Origin of the sequence: Azospirillum sp. A23 (assembly GCF_042938965.1) — a bacterium.
In the GTDB taxonomy this organism is placed as follows: Bacteria; Pseudomonadota; Alphaproteobacteria; order Azospirillales; family Azospirillaceae; genus Azospirillum; species Azospirillum melinis.
On record NZ_CP170667.1, the window covers coordinates 1,855,902 to 1,878,423 of the forward strand.

At 67.1% G+C, this 22,522-nt stretch carries 20 protein-coding genes; 14 read left to right on the forward strand and 6 right to left on the reverse strand.

Annotated elements, in window-relative coordinates; translation table 11 throughout:
• The first annotated feature begins 122 nt into the window (after positions 1-122).
• Genes ABNQ40_RS26125 through ABNQ40_RS26135 form a run of 3 tightly spaced genes read left to right on the forward strand, consistent with a single transcriptional unit; the run spans position 123 to position 1,916 of the window.
• On the forward strand, positions 123-263 hold the full coding sequence (locus ABNQ40_RS26125; protein ID WP_158285599.1) for a hypothetical protein: 141 nt from the start codon (positions 123-125) through the stop codon (positions 261-263).
• Between the two features lie 19 nt (positions 264-282).
• Complete coding sequence (locus ABNQ40_RS26130) at positions 283-723, forward strand: YsnF/AvaK domain-containing protein (RefSeq protein ID WP_109050582.1); 441 nt, start codon at positions 283-285, stop codon at positions 721-723.
• A gap of 5 nt (positions 724-728) precedes the next feature.
• The gene (locus tag ABNQ40_RS26135) at positions 729-1,916 is read left to right on the forward strand and encodes a YsnF/AvaK domain-containing protein (protein ID WP_109050581.1); all 1,188 of its coding nucleotides are present in this window, start codon (positions 729-731) and stop codon (positions 1,914-1,916) included.
• Positions 1,917-1,995: 79 nt separating this feature from the next.
• Here the strand turns inward: ABNQ40_RS26135 and ettA are convergent, their stop codons facing one another.
• Positions 1,996-3,672, reverse strand: a complete 1,677-nt coding sequence (gene ettA, locus ABNQ40_RS26140) for an energy-dependent translational throttle protein EttA (RefSeq protein ID WP_109050580.1) — start codon at positions 3,670-3,672, stop codon at positions 1,996-1,998.
• 162 nt (positions 3,673-3,834) lie between these two features.
• On the opposite strand from ettA, the gene ABNQ40_RS26145 reads away from it, so the two are divergent.
• A complete protein-coding gene (locus tag ABNQ40_RS26145; protein ID WP_109050579.1) occupies positions 3,835-4,314 on the forward strand; it encodes a YaiI/YqxD family protein in 480 nt (159 codons plus the stop codon).
• A gap of 25 nt (positions 4,315-4,339) precedes the next feature.
• Here ABNQ40_RS26145 and ABNQ40_RS26150 read toward each other — a convergent pair whose 3' ends face one another.
• Positions 4,340-5,743, reverse strand: a complete 1,404-nt coding sequence (locus tag ABNQ40_RS26150) for an FAD-linked oxidase C-terminal domain-containing protein (protein ID WP_109050578.1) — start codon at positions 5,741-5,743, stop codon at positions 4,340-4,342.
• A gap of 346 nt (positions 5,744-6,089) precedes the next feature.
• Here ABNQ40_RS26150 and ABNQ40_RS26155 point away from each other — a divergent pair, with 346 nt between their 5' ends.
• The 7 genes from ABNQ40_RS26155 (at position 6,090) to lipA (ending at position 13,527) form a co-directional block, all read left to right on the forward strand.
• Complete coding sequence (locus ABNQ40_RS26155) at positions 6,090-7,169, forward strand: ATP-NAD kinase family protein (RefSeq protein WP_391347806.1); 1,080 nt, start codon at positions 6,090-6,092, stop codon at positions 7,167-7,169.
• A 32-nt stretch (positions 7,170-7,201) separates the two neighbouring features.
• Entirely contained in the window at positions 7,202-8,185 is a 984-nt protein-coding gene (locus tag ABNQ40_RS26160; RefSeq protein WP_391347809.1) for a thiamine pyrophosphate-dependent dehydrogenase E1 component subunit alpha, read from the forward strand.
• Positions 8,186-8,252: 67 nt separating this feature from the next.
• Positions 8,253-9,287 (forward strand): alpha-ketoacid dehydrogenase subunit beta, encoded by a 1,035-nt coding sequence (locus ABNQ40_RS26165; RefSeq protein WP_098740310.1) that lies wholly within the window; start codon positions 8,253-8,255, stop codon positions 9,285-9,287.
• Between the two features lie 120 nt (positions 9,288-9,407).
• Entirely contained in the window at positions 9,408-10,532 is a 1,125-nt protein-coding gene (locus ABNQ40_RS26170) for an acetoin dehydrogenase dihydrolipoyllysine-residue acetyltransferase subunit (RefSeq protein WP_199235356.1), read from the forward strand.
• 95 nt (positions 10,533-10,627) lie between these two features.
• Positions 10,628-11,413 carry an SDR family NAD(P)-dependent oxidoreductase gene (locus tag ABNQ40_RS26175; protein ID WP_109050576.1) on the forward strand — a complete coding sequence of 262 codons (786 nt, stop codon included), beginning with the start codon at positions 10,628-10,630 and terminating at the stop codon, positions 11,411-11,413.
• 63 nt (positions 11,414-11,476) lie between these two features.
• Positions 11,477-12,607, forward strand: coding sequence for a 2,3-butanediol dehydrogenase (locus ABNQ40_RS26180; RefSeq protein WP_247879866.1), 1,131 nt, complete (start codon positions 11,477-11,479; stop codon positions 12,605-12,607).
• On the forward strand, positions 12,607-13,527 hold the full coding sequence (gene lipA / locus ABNQ40_RS26185) for a lipoyl synthase (RefSeq protein ID WP_109050575.1): 921 nt from the start codon (positions 12,607-12,609) through the stop codon (positions 13,525-13,527). Before ABNQ40_RS26180 ends, lipA begins: the two co-directional genes overlap by 1 nt.
• Here lipA and ABNQ40_RS26190 read toward each other — a convergent pair.
• The 3 genes from ABNQ40_RS26190 to zapE form a co-directional block, all read right to left on the reverse strand.
• Complete coding sequence (locus tag ABNQ40_RS26190; RefSeq protein WP_109050574.1) at positions 13,511-13,972, reverse strand: hypothetical protein; 462 nt, start codon at positions 13,970-13,972, stop codon at positions 13,511-13,513. The genes lipA and ABNQ40_RS26190 overlap by 17 nt on opposite strands.
• A gap of 209 nt (positions 13,973-14,181) precedes the next feature.
• Entirely contained in the window at positions 14,182-15,879 is a 1,698-nt protein-coding gene (locus ABNQ40_RS26195; RefSeq protein ID WP_391347817.1) for a methyl-accepting chemotaxis protein, read from the reverse strand.
• A gap of 349 nt (positions 15,880-16,228) precedes the next feature.
• Entirely contained in the window at positions 16,229-17,401 is a 1,173-nt protein-coding gene (gene zapE / locus ABNQ40_RS26200) for a cell division protein ZapE (RefSeq protein ID WP_109050572.1), read from the reverse strand.
• 358 nt (positions 17,402-17,759) lie between these two features.
• On the opposite strand from zapE, the gene ABNQ40_RS26205 reads away from it, so the two are divergent.
• Entirely contained in the window at positions 17,760-19,934 is a 2,175-nt protein-coding gene (locus ABNQ40_RS26205) for an ATP-binding protein (RefSeq protein WP_109050571.1), read from the forward strand.
• Between the two features lie 31 nt (positions 19,935-19,965).
• Here ABNQ40_RS26205 and pdxY read toward each other — a convergent pair whose 3' ends face one another.
• Positions 19,966-20,826 carry a pyridoxal kinase PdxY gene (gene pdxY, locus ABNQ40_RS26210; protein ID WP_109050570.1) on the reverse strand — a complete coding sequence of 287 codons (861 nt, stop codon included), beginning with the start codon at positions 20,824-20,826 and terminating at the stop codon, positions 19,966-19,968.
• A 219-nt stretch (positions 20,827-21,045) separates the two neighbouring features.
• Between pdxY and ABNQ40_RS26215 the strand changes: the two genes are divergently transcribed.
• A complete protein-coding gene (locus ABNQ40_RS26215) occupies positions 21,046-21,927 on the forward strand; it encodes a CoA ester lyase (protein WP_109050569.1) in 882 nt (293 codons plus the stop codon).
• Positions 21,928-22,127: 200 nt separating this feature from the next.
• Positions 22,128-22,418 carry a general stress protein gene (locus ABNQ40_RS26220; protein WP_109050568.1) on the forward strand — a complete coding sequence of 97 codons (291 nt, stop codon included), beginning with the start codon at positions 22,128-22,130 and terminating at the stop codon, positions 22,416-22,418.
• Positions 22,419-22,522 lie beyond the last annotated feature (104 nt).

Consider the following 22,522-nt stretch of genomic DNA (forward strand, 5'->3'; position numbering starts at 1 on the left):
TCGCTCCGTCTATTTCAAAGGATCGTTGAATCCCCGGAACGATCAGTGACGTGCCTCTGTTTGAAGGATGCGTGCCGGATGGGAGCAAAACCCTGCCGGTCTACATCCGATAGGAGGCTCCCATGGCAGACGAACAGAAACCCAGGAAAGTTGGCGTGTATGACGGCTCCGACGGCGGAGCCGGCAGTTGGGGCATGAACTGGATGTGGATCATCATCGGCCTGATCGTGGTCGCGGTCGTCCTCTATCTCCTGTTCCGCTGACCCGGCGGCACCTGCCGCCATGACGGCCGACAACGGATCGCCTTCGGACGAAGGCGATGTGGTCATTCCCCTGCACGACGAGTCGGTGACCGTCGGCAAGCAGCGGGTGGAGCGAAGCCGCGTCCGCGTCAGCACGCGCATCTCCGAACGGGAGGAGATGGTCCGCGAAGCGCTGGACCAGGAAGAGGCCACGGTCACCCGCGTACCCATCGACCGCGAGATCGACGCCTACCCCGGCATCCGCCAGGAGGGGGACGTGACGGTGATCCCGCTGGTGGAGGAGGTGCTGGTCGTGGAACGCCGCCTGGTGCTCCGCGAAGAGCTGCACATCCGCAAGAACCGGCGGACCGTCGAGGTCGAGCAGCCCGTCACCCTGCGTTCCGAAGAAGCGGTGGTGGAGCGTGTGACAGCCCCGCCCACCCCCGTCCGATCCCCCAATCAGACTTCGCCCGAGGAGTGAGACCGATGACCAAAACCATCGTTGCCCTCTACGACCACCGATCCGACGCGGAAACGGCATCCCGCGATCTGCAGGCTGCCGGCTTCGAATCCAGTGCCATCGAAATCCTGTCGCACAGCGATCTGTCCAGCGGCGGCTGGGGCGACAGAGACCTGAGCGGCTCCCCCACCGGCACCCTGACCGGCGACAGCTCCATCGGCGCGGCGAGCGGCATGGCCCGCACCGACCTGTCCACCGGCTATGTCGCCTCGCCCAACACTGTGCCCGGCACCGGCGCTGGGCTTGGCATGGAAAGCGGCCTGGGCGCCGCCGGAACCGGCATGGGCACGATGGGATCCGACGGCATCGCGACCGGCACCGCGTCCGGCGGCATGCTGACCCGGCTGACCGGCTGGGGCGTCCCGAACCAGGATGCGCAGGTCTATGCCGAGGGCGTCCGCCGCGGCGGCTCTCTGCTGAAGCTCAGGTTGGACGAGGAGGATGTCGACCGCGCCATGGACGTGTTGGAGCGCGGCAATGTGGTGGACGTCGAGGAACGCAGCAGCGCCTATCGAGAAGCCGGCTGGACGGGTTACGACGAGACTGCCGAGTACTATGACGAGCCGTCGGCGCAGGAGGAGCGCGTGCGCTATTCGCCGGGCCGTACCGCCATCGATACCACGAGCAGCACGACGGCCGGCACTGCGGCCGGACTGACCGGCGCCGCCGCCGCCATGCGCGACGTCAACACTGACGCCACGCGGACCGGCACCTCGGAACGGGAAGAGCAGATCCCGATTGTCGAGGAGCAGGTCAACATCGGCAAGCGCAGCGTCGAGCGCGGCGGTGTCCGCGTCCGCAGCTATGTCGTCGAGACGCCGGTCGAGGAGCAGGTCCGCCTGCGCGACGAGACCGTCACCGTCGAACGCCGCCCCGGCGGCATGGTGGGGGGCAGCAGCGAAGTTCCGGCCGACGCCTTCCGCGAGCGCACCATCGAGGTGACGGAGACCGACGAGGAAGCGGTGGTCAGCAAGACCGCCCATGTCCGCGAAACCGTTGTGGTCCGCAAGGATGTCGAGGAACGCGCCCAGAGCGTCCGCGACACCGTCCGCCGCACCGAGGTGGAGATCGAGGACACGCGGGACAAGAACGCCCGCAATCCGCTGTCTGACCGGCCGCCGTCCGACCGGACGGATGACGACGTCACCCGCTGACCGGATTTACCGGTCGCAGGCATGAAAAGGCCGCCCCCTCCGGCTGGAAGGGGCGGCCTTTTCCGTTCAGCCTACAGGATCAGCTGCGCACCAGCGGCTTGTACTTGATGCGGTGCGGCTGGTCGGCATCGGCGCCCAGGCGGCGCTTCTTGTCGACCTCGTAATCCTGGAAGTTGCCTTCGAACCATTCGACGTGGCTTTCGCCTTCGAAGGCCAGGATGTGGGTGGCGATGCGGTCGAGGAACCAGCGGTCGTGGCTGATGACCACGGCGCAGCCGGCGAAGCTCTGCAACGCGTCTTCCAGCGCCCGCAGCGTATCGACGTCCAGATCGTTGGTCGGTTCGTCGAGCAGCAGGACGTTGGCGCCGGACTTCAGCATCTTGGCGAGGTGGACGCGGTTGCGCTCACCGCCCGACAGCTGGCCGACTTTCTTCTGCTGGTCGGGACCGCGGAAGTTGAAGCTGGAGACATAGGCGCGGCTGGGCATGGTCTTCTTGCCCAGCTCGACCAGATCCAGCCCGTCGGAGATCTCCTCCCACACCGTCTTCTTGGCGTCGAGGCTGTCGCGGCTCTGGTCGACATAGCCGAGCTTCACCGTGTCTCCGACGCGGAAGGTGCCGGCATCCGGCCCGTCCTGCCCGGTGATCATGCGGAACAGCGTGGTCTTGCCGGCGCCGTTCGGGCCGATGACGCCGACGATGCCGCCCGGCGGCAGCCGGAAGGACAGGCCGTCGATCAGCAGCCGGTCGCCGAAGCCCTTGGCGATGCTCTCCGCCTCGATGACGACGTTGCCGAGGCGCGGCGGCACCGGGATGACGATCCGGGTCTCGCCGGACTGTTCCTTGCCGCTTTCTGCCAGCAAGGTCTCGTATGCGGTGATGCGCGCCTTGCTCTTGGCCTGACGGGCGCGCGGGGACTGCCGGATCCACTCCAGTTCAGTGGCCAGCTGCTTCTGGCGCGACTCTTCCTGGCGGCCTTCCTGCTCCAGACGCTTCTGCTTCTGCTCCAGCCAGGACGAGTAGTTGCCTTCCCACGGAATCCCCGACCCGCGGTCGAGTTCGAGGATCCAGCCGGTGACGCTGTCGAGGAAGTAGCGGTCGTGGGTGACCAGCACGACGGTGCCCTTGTAGTCCTCCAGATGCTTCTGGAGCCAGGCGACCGATTCGGCGTCGAGATGGTTGGTCGGCTCGTCGAGCAGCAGCAGGTCGGGCTTTTCCAGCAGCAGCTTGCACAGCGCGATGCGGCGCTTCTCGCCGCCCGACAGCTTGGTCACGTCGGCGTCGCCCGGCGGGCAGCGCAGCGCGTCCATGGCGATCTCGACCGTGCGGTCGATGTCCCAGGCGTCGGCGGCGTCGATCTTCTCCTGCAACTCGCCCTGTTCGGCCAGCAGCGCGTCGAAGTCGGCGTCCGGATCGGCCATCAGGTTCGACACTTCGTTGAAGCGGTCGAGCAGCGCCTTGGTCTCGCCCAGCGCTTCCATGACGTTCTCATGGACGCTCTTGGTCGGGTCGAGCTGCGGCTCCTGCGGCAGGTAGCCGACCTTGGCGCCCTCGGCCACCCAGGCCTCGCCGGAGTAGTCCTTGTCCAGCCCGGCCATGATCTTCATCAGGGTCGACTTACCGGAACCGTTGACGCCGAGCACGCCGATCTTCACACCCGGCAGGAACGAGAGCCAGACGTTGTCGAGAACCTTCTTGCCGCCAGGATAGACCTTGGTCAGGCCCTTCATGACATAGACATACTGGTAGGACGCCATGCGCCGCTCCGACCTTCCGAAAAAATGTGAGAATTGGCGCCGCCCCATCCCGATGGTTCTACGGCACCCTGTCGCTAGGGACTGGTTTTAGCGCATAAGGGCCTTGCATGAAACCTTGTTGAGCCACCCGGCGAGGGCCGGGCGGCGACAGGAGGAACAGGATTGGTCAGTCCCAAGGTCGAAATCTACGTCGATGCCGACGCCTGCCCGGTCAAGGCCGAGGTCTACAAGGTCGCCGGCCGCACCGGCTCCAAGGTCTGGCTGGTCGCCAACGCGCCGCTGCGCCTGCCGACGGAGTGCATGGCGGAACTGGTTGTGGTCGGCGACGGCTTCGACGCCGCCGACAACTGGATCGCCGACCATGCCGGTCCGACCGACGTCGTGGTGACGGCGGACATCCAACTGGCCGACCGCTGCGTGAAACGCAACGCGGTGGTGATCGGCCCGACCGGACGCCCCTTCACGCCCGACAGCGTCGGCTCGGCGCTCGCCACCCGCGCGCTGATGCAGGATCTGCGCGACATGGGCGTGGTCAGCGGCGGCAACGCCCCGATGAGCCAGCGCGACAAGTCGCAGTTCCTCCAGACGCTGGACCAGGCGGTCCAGGCGCTGAAGGCGGGGCGGCGGCCGAAGTTCCGGTGAAGGGAAGGAGGGGGCCGAAGCCCCCTTACACCCGCACCACCTTGCCCGGATTCAGCAGATTGTCCGGATCGAAGGCGCGCTTCAGGTCTCCCATGACGCCGAAGGCCTCGCCGGTCTCCTGCTCCAGGAAGGCCATCTTGCCATAGCCGATGCCGTGCTCGCCGGTGCAGGTGCCGCCCATCTCCAGCGCACGGGTCACCATCTTGTCGGCAAGGCGCTGCGCCTCCGCCAGCTCCGCCGGGTTCTCCGGGTCGAGGACATAGACGAGGTGGAAGTTGCCGTCGCCGACATGGCCGACCATCGGGGCCAGCATGTTGGACTCCGCCAGATCCTGCTTGGTCTCCAGGATGCAGTCGGCAAGCCGCGAGATCGGCACGCAGACGTCGGTCGGCCAGCCCTTCGATCCCGGACGCAGGGCCAGTGCCGCGTAATAGGCGTCGTGCCGGGCCTGCCACAGCTTCGAGCGGTCCTCCGGCCGGGTGGCCCAGGCGAACTCCATCCCGCCATGCTCGGCGGCGATGGCGGCCACCATCTCCGCCTGCTCCTTCACCCCGGCCTCGGTGCCGTGGAACTCGAAGAACAGGGTCGGGGCGACGGCGTAGTCGAGCTTGGAGTATTTATTGACAGCGTCGATCTGCACCTCGTCCAGCAGCTCGATGCGGGCGACCGGCACGCCGACCTGGATGGTCTGGATCACCGTGTCGACGGCACCCTTGATGGTCGGGAAGGCGCAGACGGCGGACGAGATGGCCTCCGGGATGCCGTAGAGCTTCAGCGTCACCTCGGTGATGATGCCGAGCGTGCCTTCGGAGCCGACGAACAGCCGGGTCAGGTCATAGCCGGCCGCCGACTTGCGCGCCCGCCCGCCGGTCTTGATGACGCGGCCGTCGGCCAGCACCACGGTCAGCCCCAGCACGTTCTCGCGCATCGTGCCGTAGCGCACGGCGTTGGTGCCGCTGGCCCTGGTCGCCGACATGCCGCCCAGCGAGGCGTTGGCGCCGGGATCGATGGGGAAGAACAGGCCGGTGTCGCGCAGATGCTCGTTCAGTTGCTTGCGGGTCACGCCGGCCTGGACGGTCACGTCCAGATCCTCCGGGCTGACGCGCAGGATCTGCTGCATGCCCGACAGGTCGATGGTGATGCCGCCGGCCAGCGCCGCGATGCCACCCTCCAGCGAGGTGCCGGTGCCGAAGGGGATGATCGGCAGCTTGTGCTTCGCGCAGATCTTCACGATCGCGCTGACCTCTTCGGTCGAATTGGCGAAGGCGACGCCGTCCGGCGGGAAGGGCGTGTGATAGGACTCGTCCTTGCCGTGATGCTCGCGCACCGGCAGGGAGGTGGTGAACCGGTCGCCCAGCAGAGCCGACAGCTCGGCCCGGGCCTCCTCGGTCAGGGCCGCGCGCGGCTGGGTGGTGGCGATGACGGTCATGGGTGTTGTCCTCCCCGGTCGATGAGTCATTCGGATGGTTCATTGGTATGACCAAGGGAGGCTAAAGCGGCAGGCAAGCCCTTGGCAAGACGGGCGCCGCGCAGGGGTGGAATGCCAGGGCGCCACAGGTTGGCCCCGATCTCACATATGAGGCGCCACACCTGTTGCATCGGCGGCGCAACAGTCCGTGCAACACCTGTTGCAACGCCCCACCCTGCTACATCACCCCGAACCGTTGAAAATCAAGAAAATCCGCCGAACTGACCATCTGGCACGGCGGTTGCTCTTATTCCCCTCGAACCGCGCGTCGATCAACGGCGCGCATCACCGAGGGGGAGACGCTATCTTGGCTCCGGTCGTCGGCATCGTCGCCAATCCGGTTTCAGCCCGCGATATCCGCCGGGTCGTCGCCAACGCCACCAGCCTGCAGATCGCCGACCGGGCGAACATCCTGCTGCGGGTGCTGGCGGCGTTGCACGCCTGCGGCGTCCGCGACGTGCTGATGATGCCGGAGAATGGCGGCATCCGCGCCCATGTCGAGCGCGGCCTGATGCGGGCCAGGGGGAATGGCGCCTCGCGCGGCGAGGACATCTATCCCGCCCTCCACACCGTCTCCATGCCGGTCACCGGCACCGTCGCCGACACCCACCGCGCCACCGCGGAGATGCGGCGGGCCGGCGTGTCGGCGCTGGTGGTGCTGGGCGGCGACGGCACCCACCGGGCGGTGGCGGCGGAATGCGGGACGGTGCCCATCGCCGGCATCTCCACCGGCACCAACAACGCCTTCCCCGAACACCGCGAGCCGACGATCACCGGGCTCGCCACCGGGCTGGTCGTGACCGGACGGGTGCCGCCGCACATCGCGTTTGCCGCCAACAAGCGCATCGACGTGTCCCTCGCCGGCGGCGCGACCGGCACCACCGTCACCGAGATGGCGCTGGTCGATGTCGCCCTGGTGACGGAGCGTTACATCGGCGCCCGCGCCCTGTGGCGGACCGAGAATTTCCGCGAGCTCTACGTCACCTTCGCCGACCCCGAGGTGATCGGCATGTCGGCCATCGCCGGCCTGCTGGAACCCGTCGGCCGCGACGAGAGCGGCGGTCTGATGGTGCGGCTGTCACCGGATGGCACCAGCCGCAAGGGCATCACCACCCTCAACGCCCCCATCGCGCCGGGAATGATGGCCCGGGTCGGCGTCACCGACTGGCGCCGCATGCCGGCCGGCGTGGCCTTCGTGCCGGAGGTCACCGCCGGCTCGGTCGCGCTGGATGGCGAGCGCGAGCTGTCCTTCACCGAACGCGACCGTCTGTCCCTGATGCTCCGGGACGACGCCTTCCGCACGGTCAACGTCGCCGCAGTGATGCGGCACGCCGGCCAGAACCGGCTGCTGACCGGCACCCCGGTGCCCGTCGCCGCCGACTTTTAAACATCAAACACACTCCAGGGAGAAAACACCTCATGGCCCAGAATCCCTTCCCCCTCGGCAAGGACGAGTTGCTGAAGGCCTACCGCACCATGCGGACGATCCGCGAGTTCGAGGAGCGGCTGCACGTCGATTTCGCCAAGGGCGACATCCCCGGCTTCGTCCACCTCTATGCCGGCGAGGAGGCCTGCGCCACCGGCATCATGATGCACCTGAACGACAACGACCGCATCGCCTCCACCCACCGCGGCCACGGCCACTGCATCGCCAAGGGCGTCGATGTCCACGCGATGATGGCGGAAATCTACGGCCGCAGCACCGGCGCCTGCCGGGGCAAGGGCGGGTCGATGCACATCGCCGACCTGTCCAAGGGCATGATGGGCGCCAACGGCATCCTCGGCGCCGGCGCGCCGCTGATCTGCGGCGCGGCGCTGGCGGCCAAGGTGCGCGGCGACCGCGGCGTCGGCATCACCTTCGTCGGCGACGGCGCGTCGAACCAGGGCACCTTCCTGGAAAGCCTGAATCTCGCCGCGGTGTGGAACCTGCCGGTGGTCTTCGTGGTGGAGAACAACGGCTATGCCGAATCCACCGCGATGGAATGGGCGGTGTCCTGCGACAGCTATGTCGACCGCGCCACCGGCTTCGGCATGCCGGGCGTCACGGTGGACGGCACCGACTTCTTCGCGGTGTACGAGGCGGCCGGCGAGATCATCCGCCGCGCCCGCGACGGCGGCGGCCCGGCCCTGCTGGAATGCAACATGGTCCGCTTCTACGGCCATTTCGAAGGCGACGCCCAGACCTACCGCGCCAAGGGCGAGTTGGAGGCGATCCGCGCGTCCCGCGACTGCCTGACCATCCTGTCGGAACGGGTGGTCGAGGCCGGGGTGATCGGCCGCGACGAGTTGCAGGCCATCGACCGCGACGTCAACGCGCTGATCGAGGACGCCACGCGTGCCGCCAAGGCCGCCCCGCTGCCGGCGCCGGAAGACCTGCTGCGCGACGTTTACGTCGCCTACTGAGCCACGTCTACGTCGCCTACTGAGCCAAACCCCAATCCAAGAGACGCGAAACGCGCGGAGGAAACACATGTCCCGCAAGATCAGCATGAAGCAGGCGATCAACGAGGCCCTGGATCTGGAGATGCGCCGCGACCCCACCGTCATCGTCATGGGCGAGGACATCGTCGGCGGCACCGGCGCCCAGGGCGAGGACGACGCCTGGGGCGGCGTGCTGGGCGTCACCAAGGGTCTGTATGCCAAGCATGGCGACCGGCTGATGGACACGCCGCTGTCGGAATCCGCCTATATCGGTGCCGCCGTCGGCGCCGCCGCCTGCGGTCTGCGCCCGGTGGCGGAGCTGATGTTCCTCGACTTCATGGGCGTCTGCTTCGACCAGATCTTCAACCAGGCCGCCAAGTTCCGCTACATGTTCGGCGGCAAGGCCGAGACGCCGGTGGTGATCCGCGGCATGGTCGGCGCCGGCTTTCGCGCCGCCGCCCAGCATTCGCAGATGCTCACCCCGCTGTTCACCCACATTCCGGGGCTGAAGGTGGTCTGCCCCAGCAACGCCTATGACGCCAAGGGCCTGTTGATCCAGTCGATCCGCGACAACGATCCGGTCATCTTCTGCGAGCACAAGAACCTCTACGGCCTGGAATGCGAGGTTCCGGCCGAGAGCTACGCCATCCCCTTCGGCGAGGCGAATGTGCTGCGCGACGGCGACGACGTGACCATCGTCAGCTACGGCCTGACCGTCCACCGCGCGATGGAAGCCGCGGCGACGCTGGCGAAGGACGGCACCGAGGCCGAAGTCATCGACCTGCGCACCCTGTCGCCCATCGACTGGGACACCATCGTCGAGAGCGTCGAGCGCACCGGCCGGCTGGTGGTGGTGGACGAGGCGCATCCGCGCTGCAACCTCGCCACCGACATCGCCGCCTTCGTCGGCCAGAACGCCTTCGGCGCGCTGAAGGCCGGCATCCAGATGGTGACGGCGCCGCACACGCCGGTGCCCTTCGCGCCGTCGCTGGAGGATCTGTACGTTCCCAGCGCCGACAGCATTGCCAGCGCCGTGAAGCGCACCCTGTCGCCCAAGGGCGCATCGCCGCGGATCGCGGCGTAAGAGACCGGCCTCACACCACACAGCACGCACGAGCCGCCCCGCTCCCTCATTCCCGCCTGCGCGGGAGTGACGGGAAGGGTGCGCGCCAAGCAAAAAAGCATTCCCAGGAGACCGAGTTCCATGTTGAACGAGCGCATCAAGCCCATCGTCATGCCGAAATGGGGCCTGTCCATGTCGGAGGGCAAGGTCACCGGCTGGCTGAAGCGGCCGGGATCCACCATCTCCATCGGCGATGAGCTGCTGGAGGTCGAGACCGACAAGATCACCAATGTGGTCGAGGCGGGCGAAACCGGCGTGCTGCGCCGGGTGCTGGGCGAAGCCGGCACCGTCTATCCGGTCAAGGCGCTGATCGCCGTGCTGGCCGAACCCGACGTGCCGGACGACGACATCGACGCCTTCATCAACGCCTATGCCGTCCCGGCCAGCGAAGACGACGGCGAGGCCGAGGCCGGCCCGCAATACCACACCGCCGAAACCCCGGCCGGCACCATCCGCTATGCCAAACGGGGCGAGGCTGGGCCGACCGTCCTGCTCGTCCACGGCTTCGGCGGCGATCTCGACAACTGGCTGTTCACCATCGACGCGCTGGCGGAGAAGGCCACCGTCTATGCGCTGGACCTGCCCGGCCACGGCCAGTCGAACAAGCAGATCGCCGACCCCAGCCTGTCCGGCCTGTCGAAGGCGGTGCTGGGCTTCCTCGATACGGTTGGGGTGGAGCGCGCCCATTTCGTCGGCCACTCGATGGGCGGCGCGGTGTCGATGCGCACGGCGCTCGACGCGCCGGGGCGGGTGGCGTCGCTGTCGCTGATCGCGTCGGCCGGTCTCGGCGAGCAGATCGACCATGGCTACATCCAGGGTTTCGTCGGTGCGACATCGCGCCGCGACCTGAAACCGGTCCTGGAGACGCTCTTCGCCGACCGTGGCCTTGTCAGCCGCCAGATGGTTGACGACCTCCTGAAGTACAAGCGGCTGGACGGTGTGGACGAGGCGCTGCGGGCGCTGTCGGCCTCGCTGTTCGCCGAGGGCCGGCAGGCCAGCGTGCTCGCCTCCGGCATCGCCGATGCCAGGACGCCGACGCTGGTGGTGTGGGGCGAGGAGGATCGCGTTATCCCCGCCGACCATGCCCAGGCGCTGGCGAACACGGCACAGGTCGCCGTCATCCCCGGCGCCGGCCACATGGTGCAGATGGAGGCGGCCGGCAAAGTGAACGCGCTGCTGAAGGACCACATCGCCAAGGCGGACTGAGGAGGCCAGCCCCCTTCCCGCCCCTTTCCCCGGTTCCCGAACCCTTCGCCACCGGCGCGCAGGCTGTCCGCCAGCGCGCCGGCAGGAGACCGTTCATGCCCGATCTCAAGGACAAGTGCATCATCGTCACCGGCGCCGGCCGCGGCATCGGCGCCACCATCGCCCGCGCGCTAGCCGCCGACGGTGCCAAGCTGACCATCGCCGACCGCACCGAGGCCGACGCCCAACAGGTCGCCGAAGCCATCCGTGCGGCCGGCGGCAGCGCCATCGCCGTGACGGTCGATGTCCGCGACCGCGCCGCCGTCCGCCGCATGATCGACGAGACGGTGAAGGCCCATGGCCGGCTCGACGTTATCTTCAACAATGCCGGCATCGCCCAGACCAAGCCCTTCCTCGACATCACCGAGGACGACTGGCACACGGTCAACGACGTCAACGCGCTGGGCGTGCTGATCGGCATGCAGGAGGCGATCAAGACCTTCCGCAAACAGGGCGGCGGCGGCAAGATCGTCAACACCGCCTCCATCGCCGGCAAGCAGGGCTACGAGCCGCTGGCCCACTACTCCGCCAGCAAGTTCGCCGTCGTGGCCCTGACCCAGGCCGCCGCCCGCGGCTTCGGCAAGGACGGCATCACCGCCAACGCCATCTGTCCCGGCGTGGTGGCGACCGAGATGTGGAAGATCATCGACCAGGGCTTCCGCGACACCGGCATCACCAAGTCGGAGAACGAGGCCTTCGACATGTTCGCCGCCGGCGCCGTGCTGGGGCGGCCGTCGCGGCCCGACGATCTGGTCGGCGTCGCCCGCTTCCTCGCCTCGTCCGACAGCGATTTCATGACCGGCCAGTCCCTGCTGGTCGATGGCGGGATGGTGTTCGCCTGACCGCAGCAGACACTCGCCGACAACGATAAAACCGCCCCAACGATAAAACCGGAGGACAACACCATGAATGCCATAAACAAAGATTTGGCGACCACGATGAAGGCCGCCGTCTGGCATGGCCGCAAGGACATCCGGGTCGAAGACGTGCCGCTGCCGGGCGCCCCGCCCGCCGGCTGGGTGCAGATCAAGGTGCATTGGTGCGGCATCTGCGGGTCCGACCTGCATGAGTATGTCGCCGGCCCGGTCTTCATCCCGGTCGACACGCCCCACCCGCTGACCGGCCTGAAGGGCCAGTGCATCCTCGGCCACGAGTTCAGCGGCGAGATCGCGACACTCGGCGAGGGCGTGACCGGGTTCAGCGTCGGCGACCGGGTGGCGGCCGACGCCTGCCAGCATTGCGGCGAGTGCTATTACTGCAAGCACGGCATGTACAACATCTGCGAGAAGCTGGCCTTCACCGGCCTGATGAACAACGGCGCCTTCGCCAGCCTCGTCAACGTCCCGGCCGAGCTGCTCTACAAGCTGCCCGACGGCTTCCCGACCGAGGCCGGCGCCCTGATCGAGCCGCTGGCGGTCGGCATGCATGCGGTGAAGAAGGCCGGCAGCATCGTCGGCGAGACGGTGGTGGTGGTCGGCGCCGGCACCATCGGGCTCTGCACCATCATGTGCGCGAAGGCGGCCGGCGCCGGCCGGATCATCGTCCTGGAGATGTCGGCCGCCCGCAAGGCCAAGGCGCTGGAGGTCGGCGCCACCCTCGTGCTCGATCCCAAGGAGTGCGACGCGGTGGCGGAGGTCAAGGCGCTGACCGGCGGTTACGGCGCCGACGTGTCGTTCGAATGCATCGGCCACCGCGACACCGCCAAGCTCGCCATCGACGTGATCCGCAAGGCCGGCAAGACGGTTCTGGTCGGCATCTTCGAGGAACCCAGCGCCTTCAACTTCTTCGAGATCGTCGCCACCGAGAAGCAGATCATCGGCTCGCTGGCCTACAATGGCGAGTTCGCCGACGTCATCCGCTTCATCGCCGACGGCCGGATCGACGTGCAGCCGCTGATCACCGGCCGCATCACGCTGGGCGACATCGTCAGCGGCGGCTTCGAGGAGCTGGTCGCCCACAAGGACCGCAACGTGAAGATCATCGTGCAGCCGCAAGCCGTGACCGCGGCAGCCGAGCAGCCGGAGCTTGTCCACTGATGGCCCTGCCCGCGCTGCATGCACCCCGCCCGGAACACCGGGCCGAGAAGCCGGCCTGGCTCCGCGCCCGCGCGCCCGCCGGTGCGGCGTTCGAGGACACCCGGTCGCTCGTCCGCCGCCACGGCCTGAACACGGTCTGCGAGGAGGCCGCCTGCCCCAACATCGGCGAATGCTGGAGCAAGCGGCACGCCACGGTGATGATCCTGGGCAGCGTGTGCACGCGGGCCTGCGCCTTCTGCAACGTCGCCACCGGCCGGCCGGACGCACTCGACCCCCACGAGCCCGACCGGCTGGCCGAGGCGGTGGGCGAGTTGGGCCTTGCCCATGTCGTCATCACCTCGGTCGACCGCGACGATTTGCCCGACGGCGGTGCGGCGCATTTCGCCCGCTGCATCCGCCGCCTGCGCGAGACCGCGCCGGCCACGACGGTGGAGGTGCTGACCCCCGATTTCCGCAACAAGCCGGGGGCGGTGGAGTTGGTCGCCGATGCCCGGCCCGACGTCTACAACCACAATCTGGAGACAGTGCCGCGGCTCTATGCCGACGTGCGGCCGGGCGCGCGCTATTACGGCTCGCTCCGCCTGCTGGAGCGGGTCAAGGAGCGCGACCCAAGCATCTTCACCAAGTCCGGCATCATGGCCGGGCTGGGCGAGGAGCCGGCGGAGGTGTTGCAGGTGATGGACGATTTGCGAGCGGCGGGTGTCGATTTCCTGACCATCGGCCAGTATCTCCGGCCCACCCCCACCCACCATCCGGTCGCCCGCCACGTCACGCCCGATGAGTTCGAGCGCTACGGCACGGTGGCGCGGGCGAAGGGGTTCCTGATGGTGTCGGCCACGCCGCTGACCCGCTCCTCCCACCATGCCGGGCGCGACTTCGAAGAATTGCGGCGGCGGGCGGCGGCTATTGCACCACCCTGACCGGCCCCACCCTGGACCCATCCGACTGCGGCGGCTTCATCAGTTTGCAATTGCTCACACAATAGGTCTGCATCTCCATGCGGCCGCCGCAGCTCACAAAACACTCATCGTAATCCTGGGAACAGCTGCTCAATCGGTAGCAATGAATTTCACTTTCGAAGTCCCCAATTCGCCTTTCATGCTTCGCACCTTTGGGAAGATTTTTCTTGTACTCGTAGTATGCCGCATGCGCACGGGTCAGCCCTTCGGCCATGCAGGTCTGGTACCCCAATTCGACCGCGGCGTTGCACAGTTGTTTCGTCTGCTGGCATTGGGCGACGCAGCGTTTTCCGGCGTCGGTTGCCGGCATGAATGTGGTCGTCCTCGTCTGTAAATTCGGAGTTGGGGTGCAACCGGCCAACCCGGCCGCCAGCAGGCAGCCGAACACAATGAAACGCGCCATCATAATGGATGCCCCGCCCTGGATTGACGTTACCTGGCATGAACACCCAAGCCAGACGGAGTCATCCAGTCCCGGCGCAGGATTCGCAAAAAAGGTTGCCAGGGCACAGCAACCACAATCCGGAGACGAAGAAAATCCGCCTGCCGACCCAGTCCCACGGATGGGATGGTCCGGTTCGGCGAGCGGATTGAGGACGATGGATGCGGGTACGGTCAGGCGGCGCGGACGGTGGCGATGAAGTTGCCGACCTCCGCCTTCAACCGCTCCGCTTCCTTCGCCAGCCCGTTGGCGGTGCTCAGAACCTGATCGGCGGCGGCGCCGGTTTCGGTGGCGGCCCTGGTCACGCCGACGATGTTGGTGGACACCTGCTCGCTGCCGCGCGCCGCCTGGGCGACATTGTTGGAAATCTCGGCGGTCGCCGCATTCTGCTCTTCGATGGCGGCGGCGATGGCCGACGAGATTTCGCTCATCCGGCTGATGATCCCGGCGATGCCGGCCACCGCTTCCCGCGCACCGGTGGTGGCGCCCTGGATCTGCTTCACCTTCGTCTGGATTTCGTCGGTGGCCTTCGCCGTCTGGCTGGCCAGCGCCTTCACCTCGCTGGCGACCACGGCAAAGCCCTTGCCGGCCTCACCGGCGCGGGCGGCCTCGATGGTGGCGTTCAGTGCCAGCAGGTTGGTCTGTCCGGCGATGGAGTTGATGAGATCGACCACGGCACCGATCTGGTTGGCGGTTTCGACCAGAAGCTGCATGCTGGCGTTGGTGCGGTCGGCTTCCTGCACGGCGGTTGCCGAAATGGCGCTCTGGTTCGACACCTGGCGCCCGATCTCCAGGATCGAGGCGGCCAGTTCCTCGGTCGCCGCGGCGACCGTCTGCACGTTGGCGCTGGACTGCTCCGATGCCGCCGCGACGGCGGTCGCCTGCGCGGTCGACTGGGTCGCGGTCGCGGACAGGGTTCCGGCAGCCCCCTGCATCTGGGTGGCGGACGAAGACACATTCTGGACGATGGCGCTGACGCTGCCTTCGAACCGGTCGGCGAGTTGGCGCATCTCCGCCTTGCGTTCCGCGTCCGCGCGCGCCTTCTGGGCCTCCTGCTCGGCGGTCAGGCGCCGCACTTCGAGCGCGCTGCTCTTGAACACATCCAGGGTGCGGGCCAGCGTGCCGACCTCGTCGCGGCGCTCCGTCCCATCGATGGCGAAATCCAGCTCGCCCTGCGACACGCGGGTCATCGACGCGATGATGCGCGTCATCGGACGGGTGATCATCAGCATCACGACGGCCAATGACAGCCCCAGCCCCAGCAGGATGCCGGCGATGGACAGCACCAGAACGACGCTCCGGGTCTGCTCCGCGGCGTCACTGGCTTCCTGTATGGCCTTCTCGACACCCTTGCGGTTGACTTCGACCCGCTCGTCGATCAGGGTCGACGCCGCGCGGCGCGCTTTCGCGCCTTCGCCGGAACTAAGGGCAAACGCCTCGTCATCCTTGCCCTGAAGGGTCAACTCGATGACCTTCAGGGCGTTCTGCCGGTAGGCGTCGACCAGCGCCTTGATCTTCACGCCGGTTTCGCGGCGGATGTCGCTGTCCGCGGTGAGGGCGAGCTCGGCGATGGCCTTGTCGGCCAGCGCCATCGCTTCGTTGAACATGGCGGAGAAGCGCCGCATTTGATCGACGCTCTTTTCGATGATGGCGTTCTTTTCAGCCACGGTCGCCGCATTGAGATGACGGCCGACGTCGAGAATGGTCGCGCGCCGCGCCGCCTCGACGGTCAGCGCATACTCCGAGACCCGCTGGACCAGTTCCATCCGCTGGAGCGCTGTCATTGCAATCGCCGTCATAAAGATCAGCAGCAGAATCACCGGCGCAAGAATCTTGACGATCATCTTCTGGTTGCCGAACCACCCCAACATCCACCACCCCCAAAGGCCATAACTCCGAGAAGGATCAAAATAATCCCTTCGGTATTACGGTAGGCCTTTGGCCACACCAATCAATAGGGGGCAAGCCAGATAATTGTTATAATAATGAAATGTTCATTATTAAGGGGAAATCTATCAACGTTGAGTCGAGTCTTACCCCCTTCATCGCACCCGCAATAAGGTTGCTTATATCAATTTATTGGATAGGTATTTTCATATTGCCCTTTCCGAGCAATTCTTTTATTTGCCCAAGCAAGAAAAACATCGCCGCCTTATCAAGCCATGGACAGACTGGACAAGGCGGGGGAACCAGGCCGAGAGAACCGATCCGGCGCCGCAATCAGGTCAAATGCTGCCTTTGGAGGTAGTCCTCGCTCTGCATCTCCATCAGGCGGCTGACCGTGCGCTCGAACTCGAAGGCGTGGGTACCTTCCGGATAGAGGCGCTCGGGCGGCCCCTCTGCGGCGATGACGACGTTGACCTTGTGCTCGTACAGCGCATCGATCAGCGTCATGAAGCGCTTGGCCTCGTTGCGCAGCTCGTCCTTCATCGTGGGCACATGGTCGATCAGCACCGTGTGGAAATGGGTGGCGATCGCCAGATAGTCGGCCGCCCCCAGCGGCTTGCCGCACAGGTCCCAGAAATCGACCCAGGCCACGCATTTGGCGGCACGCGCGATGTCCACCCGCCGTCCCTGCACCGTGAGGCTGCAAGGCTCGCCCGCCGCACCGCCGGTCAGGTCGGAGAAGGCTTTCGCAAGGGCGGCGTCCGAGGCCGGACCCAGCGGGTGATGGTAGATCGGCACGCCCTTCAACCGGTCCAGCCGGTAGTCGGTCGGGCCGTCGAGCGACAGGATGTCGAGCTTCTCCTTCAGCAGGGCGATGAAGGGCAGGAACAGCTCACGCTGGAGACCGTCCTTGTACAGCATGTCCGGCGGCCAGTTGGAGGTCGCCACCACCACCACGCCCAGGTCGAACAGGTTGGTGAACAGCCGGCCCAAAATCATCGCGTCGACGATGTTGGTGACGTGGAACTCGTCGAAGCAGAGCAGCCACGCCTCGTCTGCCAGCGCGCGGGCCAGTTCGGGCAACGCCTCGTCCGGGCCGTCGCCCTTGCCTTTGCCGGATTGACGATGATCGTGGATGCGCTGGTGGATCTCCAGCATGAATTCGTGGAAATGGACGCGGCGCTTCTTGTCGACCGGGGCGGTCTCGTAGAACAGGTCCATCAGCATCGACTTGCCGCGGCCGACGCTGCCGTAGATATACAGCCCCTGCGGTGCGGTGGAGGCGATGTCCGGCGGCGGCGGCGCAGCGCGGCGACGGCCCAGACCGAAGCGCTCCAGCCAGCCACCCCCTGCCGGCTTGTCGTCGCCGACGGGCTGCGGCTGATAGCCCTTCAACGCCTGATACAGGCTTTGGAACTTCTCCGCCGCCAGTTCCTGGTCGGGATCGGGGCGAAGAGTGCCGCTGCCGCGGCGGGCGCGGTAGAGCGAAAGCGGTCCGTCGGTCATGGGGATATGCGCGATCCGGCTGCCAAGATGGCTCCTTACCTAACGGATGGCGCCGGTTACGGCAACCGCCGACGGGAGGGCGATCGGGGCATGGCAGAGCGGCGTCCACGCTCAAAGCACGGGGCATGAACGGCGCGGCATCTGCGCGCAGTGGAAAACCCCGCATTTCCGTCCGGTTACACTTTCTTTAAGGTGCCGGCGCGATTAGAGTGTGATCGTTTCACGCGGAATCGCTTGAAGCGTGAATCACACGGAAAATCAAAAACTTAGAGTCTGCCTGGTGCTTCAATAGACACCAGCCGGATTCTAAACGGGGCAGGCCGCCCGACCGCAACCGCCACAGGAAATCACGACGCCGATGCCTGTTCCCGGGCCCGCCTCCCCGCCGCTTCCCCGCTCCAACGCCGGTCTGGCGGGAGCGTTGCGTGGCCGGCTGGGATCGGTGCGCTTCCTGATGACCGCGTCCGGCCTCGCCTTCATCCTGGTGGTGAACACGCTGATCGGCTACGGCATCCTCCAGGGCCGGCGCGAGGCGCTGGATGCCGGAGAGCGTGCGACCCGCGATCTTGCCCGCATGCTGGAATCGCAAACGCTGCGAACGGCCTTCGCGGTGGACCAACTGCTGCGCGACCTGTCCTTCGCGCTCGACACGCTTCCCGACGGCCCCCGCCGCGGCAGCACGGCGATCCACGACCATTTGCGCCAGCGGCGCGACAATTTCGCCGAACTGGCCGATCTGGTGGTGGTCGACGGCGACGGCCTCGCCCTCCATCATTCGGCCGAACTGCCGCTGCCGACGGTTCCGTTGTCCGACCGCGCCTATTTCACCGGGCCGCGTGACGGCGGCCAGGATCTGCATGTCAGCGCCGCCATCACCAGCCGGGTGCGGCCCGGCACGCAGATCATCCCGTTCAGCAGGCGCTGGCTGGATACCGACGGCGGCTTCCGCGGCGTGCTGGTCGCCATGGTCGATCCGACACGTCTGGCGGCGACGCTGGAATCGCGCGATATCGACCGCAAGGGCAGCGTGATCCTGGCGCTGGGGGATGGCACCATCCTGCTGGAGCGGCCACAGGGGCATGGTGGAAATCACGGCGGACCGGGCCGGCTGACCGACTGGCCGGCGGTGTGGAATACGCTTGCCACCCATGACGAGGCCACCATACGCGACGCGGCGCCCGGACCTGGGGGCAGCACCGACAGCCTGGTCAGCGTGCGGCGGGTGCAGGGCTATCCCTTCGTGATCGTGGCGACCCTGCCGGTGGCGGCGGCGCTGGCCGAATGGCGGCGCGACACGGCGGCCTGGACCTCCATCGGCACGGTGATGACCATCGCCATCGCCCTGCTGACCGCCTTCGTCGTCCGCCAGCATGCCCGGCGGGACGAGGATCAGGCCCGGCTGGCCCGCGCCTCGCGCCGCATCCGCGGCATTCTCGATTCGATGCTGGATGCGGTGGTGACCTTCGACACCGCCGGGCGCATCGTCACCTTCAACCGCGCGGCGGAGATGATGTTCGCCGTGCCGGAGCAGGAGATGATCGGCCAGCCGATCGAGGCGCTGATCCCCGACGCGCGCGGCGGCGCCAACGACCGCGACCTGACTGCCCTGCGCCACGACGGCCATGCCTTTCCTGTCGGCTTCACCGTCAGCGATCTGCGGCTGGGCGGCGGGACCGGTGCGGTGCGTCCGGACGAACCGCGCATCCATGTCGGCGTCATCCGCGACATGACGCGCCGCAAGCAGCAGGAGGCGGAGCTGATCGCCTCCAAGACCCAGGCGGACCTGGCGAACCGGGCGAAGAGCGAATTCCTGGCCAACATGAGCCATGAGCTGCGCACCCCGCTGAACGCCATCATCGGCTTTGCCGAGGTGCTGGACAGCGAGTTTTTCGGCACCGTCAACGAGCGGCAGAAGTCCTGCATCACCGACATCCACGACAGCGGCCGGCACCTGCTGGACATCGTCAACGCCGTTCTGGACATGTCGAAGCTGGAAGCCGGCCAGTTCGAGCTGTGCGAGGAGGCGGTGGAGGTGCATGAGGCGGTCGGCCAATGCCTGATGATGGTGCGTGACCGCGCGGCCTCCGGCGGAGTCGCCATCCACAACGAGGTGACGGCCGCCATCGCCACCCTGTGGGTCGACCGCCGTGCCTTCAAGCAGGTGATCCTGAATCTGCTGTCCAACGCAGTGAAATTCACGCCCGGCGGCGGCAGCATCACCATAACGGCCGGGATGGAGCAGGACCGCGGCTTCGCGCTGGCGGTCGCCGACACCGGGATCGGCATCCCGCCCGACTTCATGGCCGACCTGTTCCAGCCCTTCCGTCAGGCGGAGAACGCCGCCAACCGCCGGTACGAGGGCACCGGGCTCGGCCTGTCGATCTCGAAGAATTTCGTCGACCTGCATGGCGGCACGCTGACCTGCCGCAGCACGCCGGACGCCGGCACCACCATGACGGTGCGGCTGCCGGCCGGACGGGTGATCGAACAGCCCAGCCACATCGGCAGCCACGACCCGGTTCCGGCGGCCTGAGGCGGTTTTACGCAGACGGCCTCAGGCCGTTTCACCGCAAACGCGTTGCGGAGAAGCGCCGGGGGGGATTGACGAAGTCGTCCTGCGCAGCGATCAGTTGAAGCTCGCGCGTGCCCATCCGCCGCGTCGTCTCGAAGATGGCGAAGATCGCCGCCGCCGCCTTTTCCAGCGCATCGGCCGGGTCGAAGGCGGTCAGGTAATGGGCAAGGAACAGGGCCGCCACCGCGTCGCCCGACCCGTTGGGCGGCGGGTCGAAGGTCAGGCGCGGCGTCGACACCAGCCAGGCGCCGTCGGCGCCGTCCACCAGCATCTCGATGCTGTCGGGATCGGCATCGCTGCGGGTCAGGCTGGTGACCAGAACCAGCCGCGGCCCGCGGGCACGCAGCGCCGCGGTGGCGGCCAGCGCATCGTCCAGCGTCGCCACCTTGCGGTCTGTCAGATATTCCAGCTCGAACTGGTTCGGCGTCATCAGGTCGGCGGCGGGAACCGCATGGTCGCGGATGAACTCCGGCAGGCCGGGCCGCACGAAGAAACCGCGGCCGACGTCGCCCATCACCGGATCGCAGCAGTAGATCGCCTTGGGATTGGCGGCCTTCACCCGCGCCGCCGTCTCGACGATGACCTGCCCCAGCTCGACGGCGCCCATATAGCCGGACAACACCGCATCCTGTGCCGGCAGCACGCCGCGGGCGGCGATGCCGTCAACGATGTCGGCGATATGCTCCGCCGTGAAAACCTGCCCGGTCCAGGCGCCGTAGCCGGTGTGGTTGGAGAACTGGACGGTGTTCACCGCCGTGGCGTCGATCCCCAGCCGCTGCAGCGGAAACACCGCGGCGCGGTTGCCGACATAGCCATAGGCGACGTGCGATTGGATGGTGAGGACGCTTTTCATGGGAGAAGCGTAAGCGACGCTCCGCCGGGCGTAAAGCCGCCGACTCCGCGGCAACGGACGGAGGGTGCGGCATGGCTGCCATGCGCCGGACCTCACGAGCGGGAGTGCTGCAGCCGTGTGGCACACGGGGTGTCGCCCCATGGACAGGACTCATGGACAGGAACAAGGCGCGCGGCTAAAGCTGGCCCATTCCATCATCCGCATTTCCGGGATACCGCCATGGCCACTACAGTCCGCCCCCGCCGCAGCGTGCTCTACATGCCGGGCTCGAACGCCCGCGCCCTGGAAAAGGGACGCAGCCTGCCGGCGGACGGGCTGATCCTGGATTTGGAGGATGCGGTCGCCCCGGATGCCAAGGCGGCGGCGCGCGACACCATCGCCGGCGCGCTGGCCGCCGGCGGCTATGGCGGACGGGAGTTGATCGTCCGGGTCAACGAGTTGAACACGCCCTGGGGCTATGCCGATCTGCGCATGGCGGCGGCCAGCGGCGCCGACGCCGTGCTGCTGCCGAAGGTGGAGAGCGCCGACGCGGTGCGGCAGGCCGAGGCGGTGCTGCGTGCAGCCGGGGCGCCGGCCGGACAGACCATCTGGTGCATGATGGAAACGCCGCTCGGCATCCTGAACGCCAAGGAGATCGCCGGCGCCTCTCCCGCCGTCGGCGGGCTTGTGCTCGGCACATCGGACCTCGCCAAGGACCTGCACGCCGCCCACACGGCGCAGCGGCTGCCAATGATCACCAGCCTCGGGCTGTGCCTGCTGGCGGCGCGTGCCTATGGGCTGGCGGTGCTGGACGGCGTGCATCTGGACCTGAACGACGACGACGGCTTCGCCGCCTCCTGCCGGCAGGGGCGCGAGCTGGGCTTCGACGGCAAGACGCTGATCCATCCCAAGACGATTGCCGCCTGCAACGCCGCCTTCGCCCCTGACGCCGAAGAGATCGCCCAGGCCCACCGCATCATCGCCGCCCATGCGGAGGCGGCAGCCGCCGGCAAGGGCGTGGTGCTGGTCGACGGCAAGCTGGTGGAGAACCTGCATGTCGAGAATGCCCGCCGGCTGGTGACGCTGGCCGAGGCCATCGCGACGCTGGAAACGGCAGGTTGAGCATCAGTTTTCTCTGATTTTTCCCCGACTCCAACCTTCCCCTTCCAAGTGGGGAGGTTGGATGGGGCGATTTGCAGCCGACAGATTACCTCGTATTGCTTGCCATACCGACAATACCGGTTGCAGAAATTGTCTGTTATTTGGAACCAACACTCGGCTGTCCGGTTGTCGATTCAGCAAGGCACAGTCGGAGGTTGGTTATGGCCTCGAAAGAGAGCAATCGTACGTCGGGCCGCGGCTTCGCGTCGATGGACCCGGATCGGCAACGCCAGATCGCCAGCAAAGGCGGTGAAAGCGTACCGGCCGACAAACGCAGCTTTTCAAAGAATCCGGAACTCGCGGCGGAGGCGGGACGCAAGGGCGGGCGCAGCGTGCCCGCATCCTCACGCAGCTTCTCCAAGAACCCGTCCCTGGCGGCCGAAGCCGGCCGCAAGGGCGGGCAGGCAAGCCATGGCGGCCGCACGGCCGACCGGCCGGCCGGAGGCGATTGACCGGGGAGAGTGAAGAGTTGGGTATCGTGCAGACAAAAAAGCCCCCGTCCTTGCGGACGGGGGCTTTTTCTTTCAGCGCAATCGGCAGTGCTGCCGGGGACCGG